At 62.9% G+C, this 24,339-nt stretch carries 22 protein-coding genes; 14 read left to right on the forward strand and 8 right to left on the reverse strand.

Annotation, left to right across the window (positions count from 1 at the left end):
* Positions 1-46: 46 nt before the first annotated feature.
* Complete coding sequence (locus tag VARPA_RS04620; RefSeq protein WP_013539389.1) at positions 47-604, forward strand: RICIN domain-containing protein; 558 nt, start codon at positions 47-49, stop codon at positions 602-604.
* Positions 605-738: 134 nt separating this feature from the next.
* Positions 739-1,116, forward strand: coding sequence for a hypothetical protein (locus VARPA_RS04625; RefSeq protein ID WP_013539390.1), 378 nt, complete (start codon positions 739-741; stop codon positions 1,114-1,116).
* A 145-nt stretch (positions 1,117-1,261) separates the two neighbouring features.
* Here VARPA_RS04625 and VARPA_RS04630 read toward each other — a convergent pair whose 3' ends face one another.
* Positions 1,262-2,266: a LysR family transcriptional regulator gene (locus VARPA_RS04630; protein ID WP_049794324.1), complete on the reverse strand. Its 1,005-nt coding sequence runs from the start codon at positions 2,264-2,266 to the stop codon at positions 1,262-1,264.
* A gap of 97 nt (positions 2,267-2,363) precedes the next feature.
* Between VARPA_RS04630 and VARPA_RS04635 the strand changes: the two genes are divergently transcribed.
* The 4 genes from VARPA_RS04635 to VARPA_RS30095 are packed head-to-tail and all read left to right on the forward strand — an operon-like array spanning position 2,364 to position 5,469.
* On the forward strand, positions 2,364-3,338 hold the full coding sequence (locus tag VARPA_RS04635; protein ID WP_013539392.1) for a tripartite tricarboxylate transporter substrate-binding protein: 975 nt from the start codon (positions 2,364-2,366) through the stop codon (positions 3,336-3,338).
* A 27-nt stretch (positions 3,339-3,365) separates the two neighbouring features.
* Entirely contained in the window at positions 3,366-3,665 is a 300-nt protein-coding gene (locus VARPA_RS04640) for a muconolactone Delta-isomerase (protein ID WP_167330535.1), read from the forward strand.
* Positions 3,662-4,318, forward strand: a complete 657-nt coding sequence (locus VARPA_RS04645; RefSeq protein ID WP_013539394.1) for an isochorismatase family protein — start codon at positions 3,662-3,664, stop codon at positions 4,316-4,318. Before VARPA_RS04640 ends, VARPA_RS04645 begins: the two co-directional genes overlap by 4 nt.
* A 26-nt stretch (positions 4,319-4,344) precedes the next feature.
* On the forward strand, positions 4,345-5,469 hold the full coding sequence (locus VARPA_RS30095) for a helix-turn-helix domain-containing protein (RefSeq protein WP_080559350.1): 1,125 nt from the start codon (positions 4,345-4,347) through the stop codon (positions 5,467-5,469).
* Positions 5,470-5,545: 76 nt separating this feature from the next.
* Here VARPA_RS30095 and VARPA_RS04655 read toward each other — a convergent pair whose 3' ends face one another.
* Positions 5,546-5,818 carry a hypothetical protein gene (locus VARPA_RS04655; protein ID WP_144298944.1) on the reverse strand — a complete coding sequence of 91 codons (273 nt, stop codon included), beginning with the start codon at positions 5,816-5,818 and terminating at the stop codon, positions 5,546-5,548.
* Positions 5,819-6,012: 194 nt separating this feature from the next.
* Between VARPA_RS04655 and VARPA_RS04660 the strand changes: the two genes are divergently transcribed.
* The 7 genes from VARPA_RS04660 (at position 6,013) to VARPA_RS04690 (ending at position 17,427) form a co-directional block, all read left to right on the forward strand.
* Positions 6,013-6,744, forward strand: a complete 732-nt coding sequence (locus tag VARPA_RS04660) for a hypothetical protein (protein WP_013539397.1) — start codon at positions 6,013-6,015, stop codon at positions 6,742-6,744.
* A complete protein-coding gene (locus VARPA_RS04665) occupies positions 6,722-8,098 on the forward strand; it encodes a helix-turn-helix domain-containing protein (protein WP_013539398.1) in 1,377 nt (458 codons plus the stop codon). The genes VARPA_RS04660 and VARPA_RS04665 overlap by 23 nt, the downstream gene beginning before the upstream one ends.
* A gap of 68 nt (positions 8,099-8,166) precedes the next feature.
* Entirely contained in the window at positions 8,167-11,820 is a 3,654-nt protein-coding gene (locus VARPA_RS30100; RefSeq protein WP_080559351.1) for a glycosyltransferase, read from the forward strand.
* Between the two features lie 344 nt (positions 11,821-12,164).
* Positions 12,165-14,210 (forward strand): hypothetical protein, encoded by a 2,046-nt coding sequence (locus VARPA_RS04675; RefSeq protein WP_167330536.1) that lies wholly within the window; start codon positions 12,165-12,167, stop codon positions 14,208-14,210.
* Between the two features lie 132 nt (positions 14,211-14,342).
* Positions 14,343-15,476: a hypothetical protein gene (locus VARPA_RS04680; protein ID WP_234974938.1), complete on the forward strand. Its 1,134-nt coding sequence runs from the start codon at positions 14,343-14,345 to the stop codon at positions 15,474-15,476.
* Between the two features lie 319 nt (positions 15,477-15,795).
* Complete coding sequence (locus VARPA_RS04685; protein WP_013539402.1) at positions 15,796-16,938, forward strand: AraC family transcriptional regulator; 1,143 nt, start codon at positions 15,796-15,798, stop codon at positions 16,936-16,938.
* A gap of 216 nt (positions 16,939-17,154) precedes the next feature.
* Positions 17,155-17,427, forward strand: a complete 273-nt coding sequence (locus VARPA_RS04690) for a hypothetical protein (RefSeq protein WP_013539403.1) — start codon at positions 17,155-17,157, stop codon at positions 17,425-17,427.
* Between the two features lie 10 nt (positions 17,428-17,437).
* Here the strand turns inward: VARPA_RS04690 and dkgB are convergent, their stop codons facing one another.
* From dkgB to VARPA_RS04705, 4 genes are all read right to left on the reverse strand, one after another.
* Complete coding sequence (gene dkgB / locus VARPA_RS04695; RefSeq protein WP_013539404.1) at positions 17,438-18,274, reverse strand: 2,5-didehydrogluconate reductase DkgB; 837 nt, start codon at positions 18,272-18,274, stop codon at positions 17,438-17,440.
* Positions 18,275-18,331: 57 nt separating this feature from the next.
* Entirely contained in the window at positions 18,332-19,534 is a 1,203-nt protein-coding gene (locus VARPA_RS04700; protein ID WP_013539405.1) for an MFS transporter, read from the reverse strand.
* 200 nt (positions 19,535-19,734) lie between these two features.
* A complete protein-coding gene (locus tag VARPA_RS30435) occupies positions 19,735-20,967 on the reverse strand; it encodes a putative phage abortive infection protein (RefSeq protein ID WP_013539406.1) in 1,233 nt (410 codons plus the stop codon).
* Positions 20,968-21,004: 37 nt separating this feature from the next.
* Complete coding sequence (locus VARPA_RS04705) at positions 21,005-21,982, reverse strand: 5'-nucleotidase (protein WP_013539407.1); 978 nt, start codon at positions 21,980-21,982, stop codon at positions 21,005-21,007.
* A 303-nt stretch (positions 21,983-22,285) separates the two neighbouring features.
* Here VARPA_RS04705 and VARPA_RS04710 point away from each other — a divergent pair, with 303 nt between their 5' ends.
* Complete coding sequence (locus VARPA_RS04710; protein WP_013539408.1) at positions 22,286-22,627, forward strand: hypothetical protein; 342 nt, start codon at positions 22,286-22,288, stop codon at positions 22,625-22,627.
* Between the two features lie 147 nt (positions 22,628-22,774).
* Here the strand turns inward: VARPA_RS04710 and VARPA_RS04715 are convergent, their stop codons facing one another.
* Entirely contained in the window at positions 22,775-23,242 is a 468-nt protein-coding gene (locus VARPA_RS04715) for a hypothetical protein (protein ID WP_013539409.1), read from the reverse strand.
* Complete coding sequence (locus VARPA_RS04720; RefSeq protein ID WP_013539410.1) at positions 23,239-24,273, reverse strand: M35 family metallo-endopeptidase; 1,035 nt, start codon at positions 24,271-24,273, stop codon at positions 23,239-23,241. The genes VARPA_RS04715 and VARPA_RS04720 overlap by 4 nt, the downstream gene beginning before the upstream one ends.
* Positions 24,274-24,339 lie beyond the last annotated feature (66 nt).

The following is a 24,339-nucleotide window of genomic DNA, read 5'->3' on the forward strand; positions in this document are numbered from 1 at the left end:
TTTCACTGCATTCCACGAACGTACGTATTCCTCTCAAGGAGCAACGATGTCGACCCTTCAAAAAGATGTTTCGCCAGCGGCCCCGCGCATGGACCCGCTGGACCTTGGCCCCTACGTCATCCGGCACCTGGCCGGAAGCCACTACGTGCTCGACGTGTTCCAGAACAACGCCGCCGCGGGCACCAAGGTCATTGGCTATTCGCGCAATTCGCCGAACACCAGCAACCAGCAATGGATGTTCGTTGCCGCCGGCGCAGAGAACCCGGGCTGGTGGTACCTGCAGACGAAGATGAGCAGCAACCTCGTCGTCACGCTCGAGCCGTACACGCCGATCGAGCCGAACCTGCCGCTCGAGCCCAGGCCCTTGTTCATGATGCCGAAGGACCCCAAGCAGACCGAGTACCAGCTCTGGTGCCTGCAGTCCACCGAGAAACTCGGCTACTGGTACATCCAGAACAAGGCCCACTCGAGCAATTCGCAGACGCCCATGGTCATCCAGCTCTCCGGCACCCAGTCCGCGGCGCCAGCGATGGCCGGCCCCATCAGCTTCATCGAGTTCGAGAAACAGGCGTGGGGATTCGTGCCGATGCTGCCGCTGGGTTGACACGCGAGGAGGGTGGAGCGGAGAGGGTGCCGGCGTGTTCACGCGCGAAGAAGAAAAGCAAGGCTCAGGGCGCGCGCGTGAACACCATTCGGTCCGCCAGCACTTCGCTGCCATGTCGGTTTTAAACTGCGCCCATGCAACGCATCACGCAAGCCCAACACATCCTGCAGCCCGTCGTGGAGCTGCGGGGCGAGGGTGCGACGTTTGCCTATTCCGTGCGGGCGCCGCGCTCCAAGGGCGTGATCCCTCCGAGTTCCTATAAAGACGGCGGCTTCCCCACCCTCGCGGACTGCTTGAGCGATGTGGCACGGGCGCTCGGCGGCGACTTCAAGCGCATCTACGTGCGCCTCGACGGCCACTGCGTCGGCGAGCGCGACATCGTGGAGCTGCACGTGGACCCCGGGCAGGTCGCGGCCGAGTTGAAGTCGGAATGCAATGCGTTGAACGCGCTGCGTACCAGACCTGCCGCCATCTCCGCGCAAAAGAAGGCGGGCCCGGTGGTCTCCGGATAAGCGGCGCTCTCCTTGCTCCCTTTGTGCACCCGTAGACGCATTGGTTTCGCAACGCGTTCAACGAGCGCATCGGCCAGCGCTTGCCGGGCGCCGCCCGCGTTGGAGAGCGCGCACAGATCGCAAGCGCCACGTATGGACGCCCGTCTCAGGTCCGGCTGCTTCGCCCGCTGATCGGTCCCGACCTCGGCTGTGACGGGCGCAGCTTCTCCGACGGTACGCAGAGGGAGCGCACGAATTCGATGAAAGCGCGCGCACCGGGTGACATGTAGTGGCGGTGTGGAACGATCGCGTGTACCCCGCCCGGATTGGCCCGATACGAACTCAGTACCTCCACCAACCTGCCCGCTTCCAGGTCTGCGGCCACGTGAAATGCATAAAACCCGCCAAGCCCCAGGCCCTCCAGGCAGCACGACCGCAAGGCATCTCCGTTGTCCGAGGCAAATGCCTTGCGTATCGGGTAGCGCTTGACCTGCCGTCCCACCAGGAATGGCCACTCCTCGGCGTAGGGCGAGCCATAGCCCAACAAGCCAGCATGCCGCTTCAGATCGCCGGGGGATTCGGGTATGCCATGACGTTCGAGATAAGCCGGTGAGGCGCACACAACGCAGTTGTTGCGTGCGAGCTTGATCGACGGCGCCTTGTTTCTTTGTGCGGGCTCCAACGTGATCCAGACATCGACCCCCTCGCGGATCAAGTCCACTTGCGCAGAGCCTACGCGCAGATCGATCATGAGTTCGGGATGCGAGGTCATGAACGCAGGCAAGCCAGGCAAAAGGACGCTCGCGGTGAACGAGGGCGATGCCACGACACGCAACTCCCCCTTGAGGACGGTCGCAGGTTCTGCGAGAAGGCTGGCCTGATCGATCTCCCGCAGGATGCCCTTGCAGCGCTCGTAGAACCGCTGCCCCGAGGGCGTGATGTCGAATGTGCGTGTCGTGCGATGAATCAGCGCCACCCGCAATCCGGTCTCGAGCGCGCGGATGTGCTTGCTCATCGTGGAAGGCGCGAGCCCCAGTTGCTTGGCCGCGGGGGAGAAGCCCCCTCTCTCGACCACCGTCGCGAAGCTGCGCAGAACGGCGATGCTTGCGAAATCCAGTGAATGAGCGCTTTTCATGAAGATGGCACCGAGTTTGAGTCCGAAGTGGAACAAGTGTCTTTCATTCATGCCCCATTGTGAAATTTCGAACTCCGGCGAAGAATCTGTCCCACCAGACGCAGCCCGCTTCTGGGTCAAAGGAGTTGCTCTCATGGCGAAAGTGTTTGGACGCAAGCCGGGGCGCGCCGCCGCTGGTCTGGTACTGGGTTTCGCAGCTGCATTCGCGCAGGCCCAAGTGTTTCCGGACAAGCCGGTGCGCATCATCGTGCCGGCTGCGCCGGGTGGAAGCGCGGACAAGAACGCCCGGGCGATCGCCGACAAGCTCGGTGATCTGTGGAAGCAGCCGGTGATCATCGAACTCAAGCCCGGGGCCAACACGCTGATCGGCACCGACTACGTCGCCAAGAGCCCGCCCGACGGATACACCCTGCTCATGAATTCAGCGGCGATCGCCGTCAATCCCAGTGTGTACGCCAAACTGCCGTACGACACGCTGAACGACCTCGTGCCGGTGGCGCTGGTAAGCACCGCGCCTTTCGCCGTCGTGGTCCACCCCTCGGTCCCGGCCAGATCGATGAAGGAGTTCATCGCGTTGGCCCGGTCCAATCCGCAAGTGCTTTCCTTCGGAACGGCCGAGTCCAGGGCGATGCTCGCGGGGCATCAGTTCAACCTGCTGGCAAAAACGCAACTGCAGAGCGTTCCCTATAAAGGAGCGGGTGCCTTGATGAACGACCTGGTGGCGGGGCACGTGCCCGTTTCATTTTCGGCGCTCAGCTCGGTACAAGCGCAGGTGCAGGCCGGGCGCCTGCGCCTGCTGGGCGTGGCGGCGAGCAAGCCTTCGGACCTCTCGCCGCAGGCCGAACCGATTGCCGCCGGTGCGTTGCCCGGTTTCGAGGCATCGTCGTGGTTCGGGCTCTTTGCACCGAAGGGGACCGCCCCGTCGCTGGCCAGCAGGATCCATCAGGACGTGGCCGCCGTGCTGAGGGACCCGGTGGTGACCAAGCGTTTCGCAGACATGGGAGCGCAGCCGAGCGGGGAAGGGCCGGGGCCGTTCGCACTGCGCTTGCGCGACGAAGTCGAAAGCTCGGCCCGGATCGCCAGGGCCGCCAGCATCCAACCCGAGTGAAGAAAGCAGCGGTACGCCATGCAGTTCATGTTGAACATCGATTTCACGATGCCTGCCCATTTCACACCGCAGGAGGCACTGGCTCTCAGAGGCCTGGAGAACGCGCACGCGCTTGCGCTCATGGAGCAGAAGGTCTTGCTGGGCATATGGCGCGTGGTGGGGCGAACGTCCAACTTCAGCCTGTGGCAGGCACCCACGCTGGAAGCCCTGCATGCCACCCTGTCGGCGCTGCCGATGTTTCCATTCATGAAGATTCAGGTGACGCCCTTGATCGAGCACCCTGTTGCCGCGGCTTTTGCGCAGCACCATGAGGGCGGCCTCGCATGACGCCCCGGGCGGATGCGCGCGTACTTCGGCAGCGCGGCTTTGGCAACAGCGTGGGCCTTGGCCAACTGCCCGCGCTGATCGTCGTGGATTTCGTCCAGGCGTTCACCGATCCGGCATCGGCGCTGGGTGCCAGCGTGGATGACGAGATCGCCGCGGCCAACCAGCTGCTGGATGCGGCTCATCGTGCGAAGGTGCCGGTGTTCTTCTCCTGCATCGCCTACAGCGAGGACGATCTGGCCGACGCGGGCGTCTGGGCAAGCAAGATTTCCGGACTCGGTGCGCTGCGCGCGGACACCCCCCAGGTCCTGCAGGATGCGCGGCTCCACGTGGCCGCTGGCGACGAGTTGATCGTCAAGAAATACGCGAGTTGCTTCTTCGGAACCGACTTGCAGGACCGCCTCAGGCGGCGCCGGATCGATACGCTGGTAGTTGCTGGATGCTCCACCAGCGGCTGCGTGCGCGCGACGGTGGTCGATGCCTGCCAGATGGGGTTGCGCGCGATCGTGGCCCTCCAGGCCGTGGCCGACCGATCGGCTGCGGCGCACCAGCAGAGCCTCGTGGACATCCAGATGAAGTACGGGGACGTACTTTCTGTCGAGACGATCACGGCGTATTTTTCGAATCTGGCCCTGCATCCTGAGCAGCACGCCTGATCGAGGCGTCGCTCGACAGGCTCCTCATGGATCCACTCGTCTCATGGTTGTCCGTGGACTCCGGCGATACCGTGCCGCATCGAGACGGGTCGCGTTTCGATTTCCATTGCGGCGTCCACAAGGCGGTGCGTGCAATGATGGCCGACGCGCTCCTGGCGGTTGGCAGGATGGACGCATCCGATCCCGCGGAGGTTGGGCAGGTCTGTCAGCGGATCTCGCTGCTGATGGACCTGTGCACCGCTCACACCTTGCGCAAGAGACGGCTCTTGCATGCCGCGATCGAGGCGCGCGCTCCGGGCACGAGCGATCTTGCCGCGCGCGGCTGCCGTCACCAGGCGCGCGAGTTCGCCGGGCTGAGGGCGATGGCCCAGACGCTGCGTGGATCGCCGCAGTCGCTGCGCACGGCAGCAGCGGCGCGCTTGTATCGAGGACTCGCGCTCTTGGTGGCCGAAAATTTTCAACGCATGCACCTGGAGGAGTCTGCGTACAACGTCGTGCTCTGGTCGAACTACAGCGATGAAGAATTGGCTGGTCTGCATGGCGAACTGATGGCCTCTGTCGCGCTGGATGAGGCCTACGCACTGCACTGGCTGCTGCCGTGCATGAATCCGGCTGAACGCCTCTTTCTGCTGTCGCGCATGGAAGCCGGCGCGCGGGGCGACGCTTTCGAGAACACGCTCAGCGTTGCGCGGGCGCGTCTGGCGCCCGGCGAATGGCGCAAGCTGGCATGCGGCCTCGGGCTGATCGACGAGACAGGCGGAGGGGTCCCGCGCAAGGGCGCGTGGGATGACGCCGGTGTGATGCCGATCCGTGACGCCCGCGTCCTCGAGGCGCTGCGAGCCATTCACCAGCACCCGGCCCGCGCCTGGACGGTCGCCTCGCTTGCTCGTCTGTGCCATCTGAGCAGAACCGCATTCACGATGCGATTCCGTCGGCAGACCTTGTTGCCTCCGATGACCTATCTGGCCAACTGGCGCGTCGAGCTGGCTGCAAGAATGCTTCGCGAAGAGCGTTTGTCGCTCGACGAGGTGGCCGAGCGTGTCGGCTACTCAAGTGGAGCGATCCTTGCGAGAGCTTACAAGCGCATTCTGGGAGCGGCGCCCCGGATTCACCTCATTGGGTCCGGCGGCGGTCAGCCTGGCGGCTCGTAGGATTTCCAAGGCATCGCAGCGCGCATGTGCTGCCCTGCTTCGGGAGGGCAGGGCAGGCCAAAGTCGAACGCGCTGGTCAGACCGGCGGTGGCGAGGTGTCGTCCTCATTCTTGCAGGTGAAGCGCCCGTCGGTCCGCGCGCTCGCGGCGCCGGGCGCGGCGGCCTGCTCGCCGGGATAGAGCGCCGCGAGTTCGACGGCGATCTGCTCGAGAAAAAAATGCATGCGCGTGATCACCGCGATCGTGCGCGCCGCGGAATCGATGTCGGGTGTGCGAGCGGCTGGCGTGTGCTCGATACGATCGTCCGGCAAATCTGGCATGGCGCTTTCTCTAGGAGTCAATTGCTTCATCTGACGTCAAATTGTTCGCGATTGCTCGTGTCCTTCACAGAGCCGGTGCGCTGGAAAACGCAGCCCACCCGAGCGGATGCCGCCGACAAACCTGTGCCGTCGCCATCGAACCAGCGCGCAGCGAAATCTGCCCGAACGAGCGGCTGCATCTTCGATCCTCACGGCTGTGGTGTAAGTCGCGAGGTCCTCGAACAATGGATGACCCCATCAATTTCCATGACTCGATGAATCACTTCGACCCACCGCGCGCGGACATCTACTCAGGCATTCACAAGGCCTTGCGTGCCCTCATGGCCGACACGCTTGTGAAGCTCGGGCGGATGGACGCCGAAGATCTTCAGGACGTGGCCCAGGTTGTCCAGCGCGTGCTGCAAATGCTCGACTTCTGCCGCACGCACGCAGACCACGAAAGCCGCTTCATCCATCCGACGCTTGAAGTGCACGCCCCGGGCACGAGCCGCGCAGTGGCATACGAGCACGTTGAACATGACGCACAAACACGGCATATCGGCATTCAAGCGCGTGCGCTTCTGGAATGCACCGCGGCGCAGCGGGCGCCGGCCGCCGCGGCGCTCTATCGCACCTTGGCGCTCTTCGTTGCAAGCAACTTCGAACACCTGCACCTGGAGGAAACTGTGCACAACGCGGTGCTGTGGTCCCATTGCACGGATGCCGAAATCATGAGTCTGCACGACGCGCTCGTCCGATCCGTTGCGCCCGAAGATCTGATGTTCATCCTGCGCTGGCTGGTGCCCTCGCTGGCGCCTGCGGAGCGCGCCGCCACGATGCGCAAGCTTCAGCTGGATGCGCCGCCTGGCGTCCTGCAGGCGGCCCTGGATGTCGTGCGGCCTCATCTTGCCGACGGCGAGTGGCTCAAGCTCATGGGCGCACTCGAGCAGGAGCATGCCCACATCGCGCAGGCATGACCGAACGGTTGCAGCCAAGGCGGCTTTGCCGGTGGGCCATGCGCCCGCGCCCGCCGGCTCCTTGGGGCGCATGAGGCGCGACCGCAAGCGGGGCAAGGAACTGGATACGCCGGGCGAGGCCTTTCTGCGGGCTCGCACCAACATTCATTTTCGTGCGTCGACGGTCATGGAGATGTTCGAGCTCCTGCTGACTGGCCGCAGTCGGTTGGGCATGCCTTTTGATATCAGGCTTGCACATGTGGACCCGCCGCTACTTGGGATGGTGTGGGTGCTGGAACTCACGAAGAAGACCCGTGACGAACGTTTTTCCCGGCCCCTCGATGGCGCATGCCGCGCGCGGCCGGCTGCTACGCTAGCGGCACTGCGACCGTTTTTTCACCTGTCCCGCTTTATGCCAATCTTCCCCGACCGACGGGCCGAAGCGAAGTACGACGCGCTGGTCGATACCTTGAGCTTCGAGTCGATTCTCAACTTCCAGGTTCGCTTCGGCCATGATTTCGCCATCGAGATCGACAGCCGCAGCCGTGCGCCGCTCTACGTTTTCTCGGGAAAGTCTTGTCACTTCCAGATGGGCGGAGGCGGGCCTTCGATGCGTGTGGAACATGGCGACGTTCTCTTTCTTCCGCACGGTGGCAAGCACCGCGCTTACGACAAGGAAGGTTTGGCGCCGGTGCGCTTCGAAGATCTGCTGGCACGCGAGATCGAGCGAAACGGTTCGACGTACGCGGTTCACATGGACGTGGATCGCAGTGCCGACACGGTGGTGAGCGGAAGCTTCTTCTGGACCAAGGAACTTGCGACCAACCCGCTCGTCGCGCAGCTGCCGACGGTGATGCATCTGCAAAGCGGCAACGTTGCATTGCCCTGGCTGCCGCCCATGACTGATCTGGTGCGCTGGATGTCTGACATCCGGCGTGGTGGCCGCGGCGTCGGCATGGCCGAGATCGTGAACACGCTGATTCGCCACATCGTCCTGAATCACCTGGAGCGCTGCGCGGGGCGTGCGCCTGGTGCAGCAGACGCCGCAGCGGCGCCCCATGACGAACGCTTGATGGCGGCGCTCCACGCAATCCACACACGGCCGCAACAGGCCTGGACGCTCGAATCGCTCGCGGGGCTCTGTCATATGGCTCGCACGACTTTCTCGACGCGGTTTCAGCAGCAAATGCGGCTCTCGCCAATGAACTACCTGGCCAACTGGCGCATTCACCTGGCCGCCAGACTGCTGCGGGAGCAACGGTTGTCGCTCGACGAAGTGGCCGAACGCGTCGGATATTCGACGGGTGCGATCCTGGCACGGGCATACAAGCGGGTGCTGGGCACGTCGCCGCGGGGAGCGGGCGCGACTGACTGAACGCCGGGCTGTGATGCCGCTTCGTTCAGCTGTGGGCAGCCGGCGAGAAGGCCGCAAGAATTCCGCCCATGTCCCACCTTCTCAATCCGATGGATCACCCGGTCTGTCTCGTCACGCCCTCTCACCTGCCCCCGGGGGGCACCTCCATCGAGCACCTGCCGTTCGTCATGTGGCTGGTCGATACGATGCGCCCGCGGACGATTGTCGAAATCGGCACTCGCAGCGCGGCCGCGTTCTTCGCAAGCTGCGAGGTCGTGGCAAGCCGGGGGCTTCAAACGCATTGCCATGGTCTGGTTCTGCAGGACGACGCTGCCGCGCCCCATGCCGTCGAGCTGACCGAGGTCGCCGCGCTGCACGCCTACCACGACCCCCTCTACGGCCATTTCTCTCGCTTGAAGCACACGCGTGTCGGGGAGGGCGCCGCCGGCTTCGCCGACGCAAGCATCGACCTTCTTCATATCGATGCGAGCCATCCGCTCATCGCCCCGGACGCGCAACTCGCCCAGTGGCTACCCAAGATGAGCCGCTCGGGCGTCTTGCTGGTTCATGGCGCCCAGGCGTGCGACATGACCGATGAGGTGCGCGCGGCCTGGTCGGCCGTGCCCCGCAGCCACGCAGGCTTTGACTTCGCGCACGACCGCGGGTTGAGCGTATGTTGCGTCGGCCGCGAGGTTGCGCCGCCGGTGCTGGCGATGAGCCGCCTGGACGAGGAAAAGGCGGCGGTGCTGCGGCTGGCCTATCTCACGCTGGGTGCCCGGCTGACAGCGCAGCTCAAAGCCAAGGAATTGCTGCGGGCGCTCGACCACTGCGCGGGCGAACGCCAGCAGCTGTCCGACCGTCTGCGAGATGCAACGTCCGCAGAGAAGCGGTTGATTCACCAGGCACGGGCGCTGCGCGGCCAAGCCCGGGAGCGCGCTGCCGAGGCGCTCCATCGCGATGCCGCGTTGGAGCGGCTCCAGGAGCGGGTGCAAACGCTGTCTGCGCAGCTCGCGCAGAAGGACAGCCTGGTGGACGGTCTGAGTTCCACGCTGGTGACACAGGGCGCGGAACTCTCCAGCATCCATCGCAGCGTGGGATGGTCGCTCGTTCGCCGCTACTGGAACCTGCGCGCGCGCTGGCTGCCTTCGGACACGCGTCGTGGCCAGGCGTACGAGCGCCAGCGCGACCGCTTTCTTCGCCTTGGCAGGAACCTGCTTGGCCCCGCCCCCGGGGAGCCCGGCACCGCGCTGGATTTTTCAGGCCACGGGCGCCCGGCCACACACCAGGGCGCGCGGCCTTGGGAGCAGCCCCTGACGAAAGGCAGCGGCCCGCACATGGGACGCCGGGTCCTGATCATCGGTGAGCTGTCGATGCCGGCATGCAAGCGATACCGCATCGATCAAAAGGTCGCGATGCTGGAGCGACTCGGCCTGGACGCAACTGTGCTCGATTGGCACAACGACGAAGCCTGCCACAACGCTCTGCAGTTCCACGGGCTCGTCATCTTCTATCGGGTGCCGGCCTTCGCACAGACCAGGCGCCTGGCGGGTGAAGCTCGCCGCTTGGGAATTCCCAGCTTCTATGACGTGGACGACCTGGTCTTCGAGCCCGACGAATACCGTCGCAGCCTGGAGGTCATGGGCCTGCCGCGCAAGGAGCGCGAGATCGCGCTGGAGGGCGCCCGACTTTATCGAGAGATGCTGAGCCTTTGCCAGCACGGCATCGGCAGCACGACACTGATCGCGCGTCAGATGAGAGCCTACGTCGCCGGCGACGTGCACACCCTGGAAAACGGATTGGACGCCACGATACTGAAGCTCGCCGATGAAGCATCGACGCTGGTGCACCCGCCGCGTGCCGCCGCAGATATGGTGACGATCGGCTACGGCAGCGGCTCGCGTACGCACGATGCAGACTTTGCCCTCGCTGCCGGCGCACTGGCCGCGGTCATGAAGCAACACAAGCATGTGCGGCTTGTGATCCACGGCTTGCTTGCGCTTCCTGCGGCGCTCGCCGGGCACAGCGACCAGATCTTCCGGATTCCGTTTCTCGATGCCGACGACTACCTGCGTGCCGTGGCCGGATGGGACATCAATATCGCGCCTCTGGAGAACACGGCCTTCAACCAGGCCAAGAGCAACATCAAGTTCATCGAGGCCGCGGCCTTCCGGGTGCCGAGCATCTGCTCGGCGACCCAGCCATTCGCCGCGGTCATCGAGCACGGCCGCAATGGCATGCTGGCGCGCCATCCCCGCGAATGGGAAGAGGCGCTCAGGCAGCTGGTCGAAAGCGAGCCGTTGCGCCGGCGCATGGGCCAGGAAGCCCACCGCACGGCAATGGCGCGCTACCACCCGGCCGTGCTGGCGGCCGGATCGATGCTCCCCGTTGTCGCCCATCTTCCCGCTGCGGTGCAGAGCGCACGGCTGAAGGTGCTTGTGGCCAATGTGTTGTTCGCGCCTTTGAGCTTCGGCGGCGCCACCATCGTTGCCGAGCAGCTGGCGCGCGAACTCGCGGGCGATGGCTGCGACGTGACGGTGTTCACCGGCCTCATGCAGCCGGTGCTGCCCCCGTACCAGGTCGTGCGCTACGAATCGCTCGGGTTGCCGGTGATCGCCGTGCAGTTGCCTGTGGGCGGGGAGGCGTCCCTGGAGCATCGCAATCCCGCCATGAAGGAGATCTTCGTGCAGGCGCTTCGCACGCTGCGCCCGGATGTCGTGCACCTGCATTCGGTCCAGTGGCTCAGTGCTTCGCTGGCCGAGGCTTGCTTGGAGGAGGGGGTTGCGTACGTGATCACCCTGCACGATGCCTGGTGGCTTTGCGAACGCCAATTCATGGTGCGAGAAGATCAGCGCTACTGCGGCCAGCGAACCGTCGACCTGCGTACTTGCTCCAAGTGCGTGGCCGACAGCGCGCAAACCTATCGGCGCAGTTTCTACCTGCGGCAGGCGCTTGAAGGCGCCGCGTTGCTGTTGACACCCAGCGAGTTCCAACGCCAGCTGTACGTTGCCAACGGAATGCATCCAGACCGTGTTGTCGTGAACAAGAACGGCGTGTTGTTGCCCACGCGTCCGCGCGCCCGACGTGATCCCCAGGCGCCTGTGCGATTCGCCTATCTGGGCGGGCGTGCGGTGCACAAGGGCTACTTCTGGCTCAAGGACATCTTCGAGTCGATGCCGCAGACCGATTACGTGCTGCGCATCACCGACATCGCGCAGCGCATGGGTCCGCCGTCCATTCATGCCGACGAGTGGGAGGCCGGGGGCCGGATCGAGATCACGCCGCCGTACGACCAGGACAGCATGGACGAATTCTTCGACAGCGTCGATGTGCTGCTGATTCCGTCGCTGTGGAAGGAGAGTTTTGGTCTGGCGGCACGCGAGGCATTGGCGCGCGGGCTCTGGGTGATCACCACGGCGTCCGGCGGCGTGGTCGAGGACATCGTGGACGGCGTGAATGGAACGATCGTCCCGATCGGTGATGCCGAGGCATTCCGCGCCGCCCTTCGCCGCGCCATGACCGGGTCGGCACACTGCAAGGACGGGGGGCACGCCATGGCCGCAGGCATCCGCGATTACCCCACGCAGGCCCGGGAACTCAAGGGCTTGCTGCTGCGCGCCAGCCGCGAGCGGGCAGCACCTGCATCCAGCGAGACCGCATCGCGGCCGCCTCCCGCGGTGATACCGATTCTTGCGTCGAATGCGGACAGGGCGTCGGCGCGGGCGCAACCTTTGTGCCCGGCATGAAGTGAAAGGCGGCCGCCGGGCGGCCTTTCTCTCGCGCCAGTGACGACCGCGCTCGGGCTTGCACCGCGGGGGCGTCGCCGCTCCAGAGGCCGCACCCGGGGCGGCTCGCGCGGTGCGGCGCAAGGGCATGGCGCCTGAGCCGCGCAACCGGACGCAGGGCTGTGTTTTCAGGTGTGCCGGATGTGGCCGCGAAACCTTCATTTGTCAAAAATCCATAGCGGCGGAATTGGTCGTTCCGCCCGTCACAACATCTTGGGCGACGACCACGTCCGTTCGAAAAAGCAAATATGAGTTCAAAGGGCAGCACGAGACGCCAGGTGATGACGCGCGCGATGGCAATGGGCATGACTGCCGCCATCACCGCTTGCGGTGGCGGTGGCGGAGGCGGAGGCGGCGGCATTCCGTTCGGAGGGATTCCCAATGGCGGGGTCGACCCTGGCGACGGCGGCGAGTCCGGCTTCACGTCCGACCAGCGTTCGGCCGCGACTCGCCGCGCACACGACAAGTACATGGAGCTGCTTGCAGCGCAGACATCCGAGCCGATGCAAGCCCTGAGCCAGTGGATGCTGACGCAGCCCGAATACGACCAGGCCGGCGCGCGCGCCGATTCGGCCTGGGCGCGCTTCACCGACGGCCGGTATTTCCTCTACACCGACAGTTGGGCACCCGTGGACCTGAGCAACGACGGCCCCCTCGAGCCCGAGCTGCGCGCCGGCGACGGCCTGGCCAAGGCCGGGCTCGTGGCGGGCAAGAAGGAGATTCCGAACAGCGAGCTGGCCGTGATCATGGCAGCCGACGCGAACGGGGACTTCGATCAGGTCAAGGGCATGCAACAGAAAGTGGCCAAGATGCTGCAGGACCAGGGCTGGCGCATCCACGGCGACCGGTCGTTCACCGTGGATTCCCTGCTGGCACTGGGCACTGTCGAGATGGGCATCTTCTATCTGGCGGCGCACGGCGGCATGTTCGGGCCGAGCAATCAGCAGGAGTACTCGTTCATCACCGAGACCCGGGCGACCGCCGAGAACGAAGCCAAGTACCGGATCGACTTCAAGACGGGCCGCCTGATCTATCACCGCGACCGCAATCGCGAAGAGGAGGCGGCAGGCAAGGCATTGCCGCCGTGCTACGCCATCACGGCGAGCTTCGTGCAGAAGCACTTGAAATTCTCCGACGGCGCGCTGATCGTGCTGCTGTGCTGCCACTCGGGCTCTCCGGAGGGCGAAGGATTTCGCAACGCCCTCGGAGGCGGCAAGGCGGTGACGATCGTGGCGTGGGACGGCAGCGGCAACGATTACGGTGCGCGGTCGATGGAGTACATGTTCGACCGGCTCGCGAGTGCCAACAGCCGGGACCCCGCCAAGCCCAACAATCGCGCGTTCGACATGGACGATGTCTGGGAATACATGGGCCGCAAGTCGACCCGCCAGATCAAGCCCAACCTGCTGGTGACGCCGGCGGTGGAGTTCTTCAAGCCCGATGCGTATATCAAGCGCTTCGGCAACGGCTTCGACCTGAGCAACCCGGTGCTGGCCGAGCTGGAAACCGATCATGGCGACAAGCTCGTCTTGCACGGAAACTTCGGCTCCGAACAGGGCGTGGTATCGGTCGGGGGAACCGAGGTTGCCGTGCAAACATGGGAGAACGACAAGATCGAGCTGGTCTTGCCCACAGGCAAGTCCGACCCGAGCGGATCGCACGGCGACGTGGTGGTGACCGCGCGCAAACGCAAGAGCAACCGCCGCGTGCTGACCTCATGGCGCGGCACGGTCACCTACCTCTACGAAGACCTGGCACCCGAGGGCGACGAGGGAACGCTTTACAACAAGGTGGAAATCGACTTCCATTTGCGGGGCGACGCGCACGCAGGCCGCACGCAGGTCGATGGAGAACTGCGCTCGAACACCTGGAATCTCGCATTGGCCTCCGACAGCTCGGCCACCTATCGCGCCGCCGGCGAGCGCCGCTCGGGCGGCTTCGTGCTGCGAAGCTATTCGGGCAGCGGCGACTTGACGTACGGCGAGGTCGGGGAGGCGCTTTCGGGCACGGTCTTCTCGATGATCGGGCGCGTGAACGCAACGCTCAAGCGGATGGAACTGACCTTTTTCCAACCGCTGGATCGCCTGATGACGGATACCGATGCCAGCGGCAACGGCGTAAAGCGCAGCATGGTGTTTCCGGCAGGCGCCTTCGGCTACGTGGACCCCACCGGTGCTGGGGGCGATCACATGCCGCTGGCTTTCGGCACTCACCTGCCGATGGATGCCGCGGCGAATGTGCTGGCGTACAACAAGGCGATATTGGTCGAGGACGAACCGCGCAACCCGCTGACGGTCACCGTCTCGGCCATGACGGCTTCACCGGCATTCGACGACACCGTCGGCCGTTGAGACGCGCCTGCCGCCGAAGGTGGATGCGCCTTCGGTGAGATCCACGCCAGGACGAAGGCGGCCAACCGGCCGCCTTTGCCGGTCGCCCAAGACCGCGGGATCGACTAATCTCGCAGCCTTGGCTCCCCTGTCATGGACAGGGCAGAACGAAGGCAAGCCATCGACGAGGAGGCCATGGTTTCGCAACTTCCCGCGCGCGCACTCAACGCTGGCGCCCGGCAGCATCTCTGGCACGAGTTGGACATGCTGTGCCGGCTCGGCGTGGGCCTCGCTCCGATCGCCCCGGAAGTGTGCGCCGCGCTGCGCACGCTCGTCGGCGCCGATGCGGCAGCGCTGTTCTGGATGGACGAGCAAGGCCTTCCCGCTGGCTTCTTTCATGAGGATTCCCCCGCCTCGACGCAGGACTTGTTTCTCAACGAGTTCGAACGATTGTTCGTCGGCGCGCAAGAAACGAACGTGTTTGCTTTGGCCCGGCCCGATGGTCCGCGTGTGGGCCGCCTGCTTGCGCCCGATGCGGCCTACTTTCGCTCCAACAGCTATAACTTGCTGGTTCGCGCCAGTGGCCATCACCACGCACTGGACATGCGGGTGGAGGTGCTGGGCCGCACGCGCGCGGTAGTCAGCCTGTTCCGGGCGCCCGGCGCGCGCGGCTTCGAGGCCCCCGATGCCGCCGTACTCGACCGCACCGCGGCCCGCCTCGCCCGCGCCTTTGCGCGCGCACCCACACCCGCCTGGAGCGACAGTACCGATGGTTTGGTGGGGCACATGCTGCTCGATGCCGTAGACCGACGCCCCGTCCTGGCCGACATGTCCGCAAGGCTGCTGCTGCAAACCGCCAGTCTGCGGGGGGTGGGCCTCAAAGGCGGCCCCGATGCACCGCTGCCCTCCGATATTGCAAGCCGCCTGGGGCTGCCGTCCGACCCGACAGGCCAGCCCATCCGCATTCCCGTACCCTGCGGCGTATTGCGCGTCCAGGCGCACCTGCTGCATCCGCCGACGGGTACGGCGGGCAGTCCGGCACAGCTGCTGCTGACCCTCCAACTGCAGCGCATGCGGCAGATCGACGTGGTGCGTCGCATACGGGAGCTGCCCCTGAGCCCCTTGCAGCGAGAAATTGCCGCCCTGGCCGGTATGGGGCACGCCCGCGCCGACTGCAGCGCACTCACCGGAGTAGGGCAGGCGGCACTCAAGAAGCATCTGCGCGTCATTCTGGACGTCGCGGGCGCGACCGATTGGGACAGTCTGGCCCGGACTCTGCGCGCGTAACGCGCGTAATCGCGTTACGCGCGTGCGGTCGCGACATCGTTCGCGCGGTACCCCTTGGGGGAATGGCGCGCGGCCGCGCCGCACTCAACAATCTCCCAACACCGGGCGGCTCCTGCAGCCAGCGCGGCTGTGTCGATTGCCCCGTTTCCGCGGCGCCGCCCTTGCTGTACGACAGCGCTCGTCGCACGACGCAGCTCAAGGCAGTGCCGTCGATGAGCGGCCGTCTTCATTCCCTTTCATGTCGGAGAACTGTCAGTGCCATCCTCCCCGTTTTACGTCGCCCGGGTCCTGTCGACTTTGAACCAGGGGGGCCGTACGCATGCATGAATGGCACGCCGACTTTCAACTGACCGAAAGGCCCAGAGGACGACAGGAGGCCTTCGTCGGGCGCTTCCCACGGGCGGCTGCGGCCGTCCCCGGCAAGCCCGCATTGCCCTCTGACCAGGGGTCGCTGGAAACCTTGGTCCAGAGCCTGCGCTTCGAGCCGTTTCTACACTTCCGCGTTCGTTTGGACCGCTCTTTCTGCGTGCACATCGACAGCCATCGGCGTGCGCCGATCTATGTGATCGACGGACATGACTGCTGGCTGCAATTGGGCAGCGAGCCCGCCATTGCATTGGCGCATGGCGACGTCGTCTTCCTGCCGCGCGGCGGTGCGCACCGCGTTTTCTCCGATCCGGCTGCGGCGCCTTCCAGCTTCGAGGATCTGCTGGCGTGCCAGCCCGCGCAGCGTGGCCCGACGCACGAGCCGCAGGCGGCCGGCAGCGACAGTGTCTGGAGCGGCAGCTTCTACTGGAGCGCTCATCTGGCCTCTCATCCACTGGTAGCGTCATTGCCGCCGGTATTGCATCTGCGTGCCGCGGACGCCGCTTCGTGGTTGCCCTTCCTGACCGACCTGTTGCGCTGGATGGCCGATGGGCACACGGGCGGCAAAGGCGTGGGGATGTCAGAGACCGTCGGCACCCTGATGCAGCATCTGGTGCTGGACTGGCTGCGACGCATGAACGCAAGCCCGCGCGTGAGCGAGCGGCTGGCCGCGGACATGCAGGACCCGCGGTTGCTCCTGGCGTTGGCAGCTATCCATGCACGGCCCGCGCATCCGTGGACTGCGGAGTCGCTGGCCGGGCTCTGCCACATGAGCCGCACCACGTTTTCCACCCGGTTCCAGACGCAAATGCATCAATCGCCCATGCGCTACCTTGCATGCTGGCGCATCCACCTTGCAACGGGCCTGTTGCGCGAGCAGCGGCTTTCGCTTGACCAGGTGGCCGAGCGCGTGGGCTATTCGACGGGCGCGATCCTTGCCCGAGCCTACAAGCGCGTGCTTGGCATCTCCCCACGAGGCGGCGAACGCAAAGAGATCGACGCATGTGCCATTCGCCCCGGCGACGAAGGCGCATCTTCGACCGGTTGGCCGGAGAACCCGCAGCGCTCGGGGGGGCTGAGCGATCGAAGCGCATGAGCGTGCCTGCAGCGCGCAAGTGCGATTCACAGGGCCATGCCGGTGCACGGAGGTGATTCGGAGGCGCCCGGTTGCCTCCGGATTTCATGAGCGGCCTCGGCACTTCGCATGATGAGGAAGGGGACGACGGGCCGCGGCACCTATCCGCCTTTGTCCTACCCGCGCTGCTGAATTCAAGCGGCAGCCTTCCGCCGCGCGCGGCGCAAAAACGGCGCCATGGCCACCTACGAGTCCGTCCTGCATGTCACCGGCCGCTTCGAGGTCGTCGATGCGCACGACCGGCCGGACGTCGTCATCGAATACACCGAGTGCCTCTACCGCGTGAGCGTGTCAAAGCGCTACCCGGTGGAGCGCGGGCCGACGAGTTACCGGCTCAGCGACGGCACGCCGCTGCGCCGATCCGACAAGGGCTACTTTTTCGACACGCTCGACGGCGTGCGCCGGCTCTTCATGGTCGACGCCGTCGAGAAGTCCAAGGCGAATTGTTGAGCGTGATCGATCAGTCCCAAGCCGGCGACAGCCCAGCCGGATCGGTCAACCGCTCGCCACGGTCCAGCGCCGCCATCTGCGCCATCTCCGCATCCGTCAGCGTCAACTGCTGCGCCTTCAGATTGCCTTCGAGGTTCGCCCGCTTCGTGGACGACGGAATCACCGCATAGCCCAGCTGCATCGCCCACGCCAGCGTGACCTGCGCGGTCGTCGCGTCGTGCGCCTTGGCAATCGCCTCGATCACCGGATCGGCAATCACCTTGCCGTACGCCAGCGTCATGTACGAGGTGATGTGGATGCCCTGGCTTCCCTGGCTTTTGGCGAATTCGGCCACCTTGCGGTTCTGCAGGTACGGGTGCAGCTCGATCTGGTTGGTGGCGATGTTCTCCGCGCCCACGGCCGCAATCGCTTCCTTCATCAGCGCGATGTTGAAGTTCGACACGCCGATGCGCTTCGTGAGCCCCGCGGCCTTCGCCTCGGCCAGCGCGCCCATGAACTCGGCGACGGACACCGCGTTGCCGGGCGAGGGCCAGTGGATCAGCGTCAGGTCGACGTGATCGGTGCGCAGCTTGGCGAGGCTGTCTTTCAGGCTGGGCACCAGCTTGGCCTTGGCGTAGTTGTCGGTCCAGATCTTGGTGGTGATGAAGAGGTCGCTACGCGCCACGCCGCTTTCGGCAATCGCCTGGCCCACCTCGGCTTCGTTGCCGTAGATCTGCGCGGTGTCGATGGCGCGGTAGCCCACGTCCAGGCCGTTCTTCACCGAGTCGATGACCACCTGGCCCTTCAGGCGGAAGGTGCCGAGGCCGAAGGTGGGGATGGTGTTGGCGTTGTTGTTCGTCGTTGTCATGGTGTTGTCCTGTGCGTTGATAAAGAGAGGAGAAAGAAAGAAGAGAAACCAGATCGATCAGTGCCCGACCGGCACCGGCCCCGAGGCGCGCACCGGAATCCCGGCGCGGCGGTCCAGCGCGCCGCTCCACTGCGTGAGGGCCAGCGACACCAGCACCACCAGCGCGCCGATCCAGGGCGTGTGCATCAGGCCCAGGTGCGTCACGATCAGGCCGCCGGCCCAGGCTGCGAGGGCAATGCCCAGGTTGAAGGCCGCGATGTTCAGGCCCGAGGCCACATCGACCGCCTGCGGCGTGAAGCGCTCGGCTTGCTTCACCACATACACCTGCAGCCCCGGCACGTTGCCGAACGCGACCGCGCCCCACATCAGCACCGCCACCAGCGCCAGCCACTTGTGCGGCGCCGCGAAGTTGAAGACCAGCAGCACGGCGGCCAGCAGCGCGAAGATGATCTTCAGCGCCGGAATCGGCCCCAGGCGGTCGGCCAGCTTGCCGCCCCAGATGTTGCCCACAGCCACCGAGATGCCGTAGACCAGCATCACCCAGCCGACCGCGCCGGCGCTGAAGCCCGACACGTCGGTGAGGATCGGCGCGAGAAACGTGAACGGAATGAACGAGCCGCCGTAGCCAATCGCCGTCTTGGCATACACCAGCAGCAATCGCGGCTCGGCCAGCACTTTTGCCTGCTGCGCCAGCGAGGCCGGCGCCGTGTGGCGGATGTTGTTGGGCACGAAGATCCAGCTGCCGATGAAGGCGACCACGCCCAGCGCCGACACGGCCAGGAAGGTCTCGCGCCAGCCGAAGTGCTGCCCGATGAACGTGCCCAGCGGCACGCCCGTGACCAGCGCCACCGTGAGCCCGGTGAACACGATCGCGATGGCGCTCGCCGCCTTTTCCTTGGGCACGAGGCCCGTGGCGATGGTCGAGCCGATCGAGAAGAACACCCCGTGCGCCAGGCCCGTGAGGATGCGCGCGGCCACCAGCGATTCGTAGCTCGGTGCCTTCCACGCCAGCAGATTGCCGAGCGTGAAGAGCGCCATCAGCCCGAGCAGCAGCGCCTTGCGCGGCAGCTTGCCCGTGAGGGCGGTGAGCACCGGCGCGCCGATGGCGACGCCCAGCGCGTAGAGGCTGACCAGCAAGCCGGCCGAGGGCAGGCTGATGGCGAGGTCAGCAGCGACCGTGGGGATGAGGCCAACGATGACGAACTCGGTCGTCCCGATGGCGAAGGCGCTGAGGGTCAGCGCGAGTAGGGCGATTGGCATGAGGCACTCCTGTGGGGTTAGGAGGAGTGTCTTGGGGATGCCTTTGCGGATAAATGGGGGTTTGGGCAGAAGATAGTTGCTTCTGAATCAAAAATAGACCGACAGCGAAGCAGTCTGATTACTCGGTAGAGGTCGGTCTTGGCGGGCTGGGTATGAGTTGCCGGAGCTCTACGAAGCTAGATTGCCCGAAAGGTTAAGCCTCATCTGTCTGATTTCTCTGCGGGCGGAGGCGGACTTAAAGGGAGGTAACCCAAATCTGTCGCAAGTTTGTAGTTGTCTAATCGTGTAGGGTCAAAATAACTTGCCAAAGGCCGAGCCCAAGATGAGGAAAGTAAACGTTTTTCATATAAGTTAAATGCAATGGCAGCTCCCCTGGATTTGCTACCAATGGCAGTTAAAGCTGTTAGTGCGAATGTGGCAAATTCGGCTTCGCTCATTTGGGCGCGCAAATAATTGATCAGGTCTTTTTTCTTCTCCTTGGAAAAATCAGAGCGGTGCACAAATTTCAGAACTTGGTAGGTTGAGCGGAATATATGCCCCAAGAGCTCTTCAATACTATTCAGCTCGTGGATTTTTTTAAACTCAAGAAGTTCATTTGCTATCTGATTGGAAATGCCTTTTGAATTCCAAATGATTGACTCTGAATTTCCCGAATACAAGATTGCAAAAATTCCTACTCGAATGCCGATCTCGCCATTCAAAGTGTTGGGAATTTCAAAATGCTTGTTTACAATTTTAAATTGCTCGATATTTAGACTGCTTTCCCGTGCCCCTCGAAAAACCAATTTGAGCCAATTGAGATGTCTTTTCTCTGGTTCAATCTTGTCGGCGCGGTCGTCGATGTATTGCAAAATTTCTCTCAAGGCTGTCCTGCCTCGGAATACGTGTTCTATTTCATCTTTCTCGTTCGATTTGCGTTTAAGTTCCAAGCTTTCTATTGCGGCCTCTCGATTTGAAAGCAATATGAAAAAATTATCCTGATCCAGCTGTTCTCGTAATCCATCTCGAGTGGCTTTAAGGGTTTCTCTTTGTACTCTTATGGAAAAAATAAGTCCAACTAGAGCGCTTAAGGCGACTAAAGGATTTAATAGGCCACCAATGTAGTCTCCTATCGGTCCTAATTTAGATAGAAATTTTGCGAAGGCGTAAATTTCTGGGGCCACCCCCACATGGTAAAATTCAAGCCCTCGGTTCATTCTGAATCCGGCTGCGAGTAGGCTTACAGTGACCAAAGTTCCAATTAACGCTGTCATTGCCGGGATGGCGACTGCCGCGACTTTGAAAGAATCTCGCGCGATGGAATCTCCTTTTTGATCTTGCAAATTTCGGGGCTCGGTGGCTTTCAAAGCGCCACTCCATCCTGTTTTTTGCTTACGCGAAAAACATCTGGATTTCATATATTCTTTTATTTTTTCGCTAATAGGTTTTTTCATTTTTTGATCCCATCTGAATTTCTCAAGCTCAGACGACTCATGCGGAAAGATCTAGAGCTTTCGCGTCAGGAATAACCGCTTTTCTTAGTTCGTCGTTGCGCACGCCGAATGGCACAAGCACGGAAGGAGTGGTTGCTGCCGCACCTTCCAGGTGCACGACCTGATCATCAAAAAAGATATGGGGCTTCAAGACGTCGAGAACTCGCTTTTTCTCAATGCCGCCCATGAGAAAAAGTTCTGCTGCGTCGAAACCCCATTCACGCAGTGTCGTGACCATGCGTTCATTTGCTGGAGCATTTCTGGCAGTGACGATCGCCACTCGCAATGCTGGGATATATGACGGCTCTTGCAGAGTGCGTTTTGCTTCAAGCTTCTGAAAAAATCCGATTTTTATGAAAAGGTCTTTAAGAGGTCCAGGATCGTGAGGCTTTTGCGCGTTCGCAACTTCGTGGGCATGAAAATGCTCAAGCCTATTTTCTTTCGCATATACGCGCTCCGCCTCGTCATTGGCAAGAACGCCATCAAAGTCGAATGCGATTCGGAGCTCATGATCAGTTTCGTCATCTTCAAGCTTATTTGGAAGAACCAAGCCGGCCGGAAATCCCCGGATAGTTGCGTCTACGACATCGCCGCGATTTGCACTAAGAAACAAAGACGCGTTGTACGCACCAATGTATAGGTGAGGCGATTGCCCTGAAAGGAATGCCCCCCGAGAAATTGCTAGTCCATAGTGTCTGCAGGATCGAAAAAATCTTTGACCTGTGTCGGAACTGTTGCGAGACAGAACAACAACTTCTACTGGCTGCTGCTCGGGGTAGAGCTTATTAAGTCGTAAGAGACGTCGAATAAATGGAAATGCGACTCCTCTGTCGAATGGAATCTCAAGTCTGTCAAGTTGATATTTGCGATATGTTTCAATCCCTTGGTCATCAAACACGGAATTGGCTTCTTGCATGTCAAAGACCGCCCTGCTTGATACGGCTATTACCAATTTCTTTTCAATTGGGTATGGCATAATTTTTCTTTGTAGAAAAGTTGCGGCGAGATATTTGGCGGCAGGGTTTTGGAGATAAAAGAACGATGCATTTTGCTACGTTTGGCGCTGATCTGGTCCGGAGTTTTCACCTAGCGTCGACTTCAGCTTGTGAATAACGAAAATCTCAGCGCTTAAGATCGTCGCGCGCAAAAGGAAACGTCGCCCGTGGAACTCCCATGCTCCTAAAAATCGTCTCCATAGATATACTGCAAGAGTTGCGTCTGATGGCGCAGCCGGGTTTGGAAGCCTGATGAAGCCCCTGCGTAACTAGGAGTCCATCTAATGGCTGAATCCGCTCGCGCCTGCACGCAATCTCGCAATCCCCCGGTTTCGTTCGATCCCGCATTTCCGGATATCGACACCCTCGCAATCCAAACCTGCGACGACGCCGAAAACCTCAACGAGATCCTTCGCGCCTACACCGCGTTCGAAAAGCTCATCGAAACCGGCGCCCCGAACGACAGCGAAGTGCTCGCCCCCACCCGCAGCGAACTGAGCGCCTTGCTCGGCCTGCTCAACGAAGCGCTCGTGGCGCGCATCGACGCCGTCAACGCAGTCGCTGGCGACATGCGCCGGGCGCTGCAAAGCGGCAGCATCGGCGGTCTCCTGCCCTCGGCGACGTAAGAACTGCGCCGCCGGTGAGCCTGGTGGCTTTCTCTCCCTTTCTCGCCAGCGCTTTCTCTCTTTCCAGATCAGGGCCTTGAGGGCGAGCGGCAACGCGGCCGATATCGGGAAACTCGGGCGGCCAACCGTGCGCCGGTGGCGGCCTGTTTACTTGTATTGAGGTGATGGCCCCTGGCTCCCTTTGCAGCACGAGCCCGTTTTCGCGCACGCGGGTTGGACCGTCGCATTCAGAACATCCAGGCGCTCGGGATGCCTGATCGACTTGCGTTCGAACTCCTCGACGTGGGTCTGCACTTCGAAAGAGGCGGTGGTGCTCAGCGTTCTCAGGAGATTGGCGATCTGGTCAAGGCGGCGCTGTGCCTTCTGCGACGAAGCGGCATCGCCTTTGATGGCGCCAGCAAAGATATCGGCTTGGTAGACCCCGCCGGTCGCCCTGTTCGGGTCTCGCTGAACAACGAACCAGTTCGTCAGGGAGATGAGCTCCTGCGATTCGAGATGGGTGATCGCGGGGGCGAACTGCACCTCGTGTTCGAGGCCGGCGAATGAGCATGCGGAGGCCCATGCGGGAGCGAGGGCGCAGGCGAGGGCAATGCTGAGGTGGAGGTGCTTCTTCATGCGACTGCCTCGTGGGTTACGCCCAGGATATACGCGGCGATGCTGTCCGCATTCATTCTTGCCTTGGCTCTGTTCTTTGCATCTGCTGCATTGATTCTCGAGATACTCGTTCCGTACCACTCGTCATTGGAGCTGAAGGTGTCGTCGAAGTGAGTGATTTCGTGAAGCAATGTCAGTAGCCGGGAGTCACCATCCAGAACCTCATGCGTCTCGAACTGGGTTTTGTTGTCCCACCGGAAGGTGCAGAAGTTGAGCGCGATGGCGATGGTATGAGTGGCGGTGTCTGGCTTGCACACCGCCGCAACAGTACCCGAAGCACTGCCCATGACGCACATTGCGAGCTTGCCGCCTTCGGTGAAGCGGACAAAGTTCTTGGCTTCCAACCCATCCAGCACGCGGACGCATGCCGCCAGGCCTTTTTGCAGGTACTCGCGCGTGCCTTGGTCGGCGATGCCAAACCATGTCTTCACACGGGCCTGGGCCTCTTTGTCCCAGCGGCTCAGTTCCGGGAGTCGTTGCTTTGTGATGTAGTCGACTGCCGTATCGCGCAGCCTCAGCGCCATTGTTGCGAACTCCTTGTTGGTCATGTTCGGGCACATGTTTTCGGTCTGTTCGGCTTCCGGCGGATGCGTGACCGTGTCGTCCACCGTCTTCTTGAAGGCCGCCATCTCCGATTCGGCGGTGGCTGCCGCGTTCGTGGCCAGCACCGCTGCGCTCGTTATGGCTCCAACCGCCCGCGTGTCTGCATCGTCATACGTCGCCGACTGCTGCAGCACGGAAACCAGCACCTGCGGCACCGGGCAGTGGCAAACCACCACATCGCCCTCCAGCGCCGCCTCCGATATGAACTGGGGCCTGCGTGGCCCGCCGGCCTTCGCGATGATGCCGACGCTGTTGCACCCCTCGCAGTAAGCCCTGCCGCCGATCAGCGCGACCCGGTGGCCGTACAGGTCGAGCATCGGTCCGTCGTAGGGCAGCACGCGGCCGCCAGGAGCCGGCGGATCGCCGACCACGAGAATTTTTCGCATCATCTCGGAACCTCCCTGTTTGTGGTCCGGGAGTTCTAGAGGGATGCGGCTGATGACACTGTGGCCCAG

This window comes from Variovorax paradoxus EPS (assembly GCF_000184745.1).
GTDB lineage: Bacteria > Pseudomonadota > Gammaproteobacteria > Burkholderiales > Burkholderiaceae_C > Variovorax > Variovorax paradoxus_C.

Coding starts and splice junctions, on each gene's coding strand:
- VARPA_RS04620 (WP_013539389.1), top strand. CDS start 47: ATGTCGACCCTTCAAAAAGATGTTTCGCCAGCGGCCCCGCGCATGGAC.
- VARPA_RS04625 (WP_013539390.1), top strand. CDS start 739: ATGCAACGCATCACGCAAGCCCAACACATCCTGCAGCCCGTCGTGGAG.
- VARPA_RS04635 (WP_013539392.1), top strand. CDS start 2,364: ATGGCGAAAGTGTTTGGACGCAAGCCGGGGCGCGCCGCCGCTGGTCTG.
- VARPA_RS04640 (WP_167330535.1), top strand. CDS start 3,366: ATGTTGAACATCGATTTCACGATGCCTGCCCATTTCACACCGCAGGAG.
- VARPA_RS04645 (WP_013539394.1), top strand. CDS start 3,662: ATGACGCCCCGGGCGGATGCGCGCGTACTTCGGCAGCGCGGCTTTGGC.
- VARPA_RS30095 (WP_080559350.1), top strand. CDS start 4,345: ATGGATCCACTCGTCTCATGGTTGTCCGTGGACTCCGGCGATACCGTG.
- VARPA_RS04655 (WP_144298944.1), bottom strand. CDS start 5,818: ATGAAGCAATTGACTCCTAGAGAAAGCGCCATGCCAGATTTGCCGGAC.
- VARPA_RS04660 (WP_013539397.1), top strand. CDS start 6,013: ATGGATGACCCCATCAATTTCCATGACTCGATGAATCACTTCGACCCA.
- VARPA_RS04665 (WP_013539398.1), top strand. CDS start 6,722: ATGCCCACATCGCGCAGGCATGACCGAACGGTTGCAGCCAAGGCGGCT.
- VARPA_RS30100 (WP_080559351.1), top strand. CDS start 8,167: ATGTCCCACCTTCTCAATCCGATGGATCACCCGGTCTGTCTCGTCACG.
- VARPA_RS04675 (WP_167330536.1), top strand. CDS start 12,165: ATGACTGCCGCCATCACCGCTTGCGGTGGCGGTGGCGGAGGCGGAGGC.
- VARPA_RS04680 (WP_234974938.1), top strand. CDS start 14,343: ATGGACAGGGCAGAACGAAGGCAAGCCATCGACGAGGAGGCCATGGTT.
- VARPA_RS04685 (WP_013539402.1), top strand. CDS start 15,796: ATGCATGAATGGCACGCCGACTTTCAACTGACCGAAAGGCCCAGAGGA.
- VARPA_RS04690 (WP_013539403.1), top strand. CDS start 17,155: ATGGCCACCTACGAGTCCGTCCTGCATGTCACCGGCCGCTTCGAGGTC.
- dkgB (WP_013539404.1), bottom strand. CDS start 18,274: ATGACAACGACGAACAACAACGCCAACACCATCCCCACCTTCGGCCTC.
- VARPA_RS04700 (WP_013539405.1), bottom strand. CDS start 19,534: ATGCCAATCGCCCTACTCGCGCTGACCCTCAGCGCCTTCGCCATCGGG.
- VARPA_RS30435 (WP_013539406.1), bottom strand. CDS start 20,967: ATGAAAAAACCTATTAGCGAAAAAATAAAAGAATATATGAAATCCAGA.
- VARPA_RS04705 (WP_013539407.1), bottom strand. CDS start 21,982: ATGCCATACCCAATTGAAAAGAAATTGGTAATAGCCGTATCAAGCAGG.
- VARPA_RS04710 (WP_013539408.1), top strand. CDS start 22,286: ATGGCTGAATCCGCTCGCGCCTGCACGCAATCTCGCAATCCCCCGGTT.
- VARPA_RS04715 (WP_013539409.1), bottom strand. CDS start 23,242: ATGAAGAAGCACCTCCACCTCAGCATTGCCCTCGCCTGCGCCCTCGCT.
- VARPA_RS04720 (WP_013539410.1), bottom strand. CDS start 24,273: ATGATGCGAAAAATTCTCGTGGTCGGCGATCCGCCGGCTCCTGGCGGC.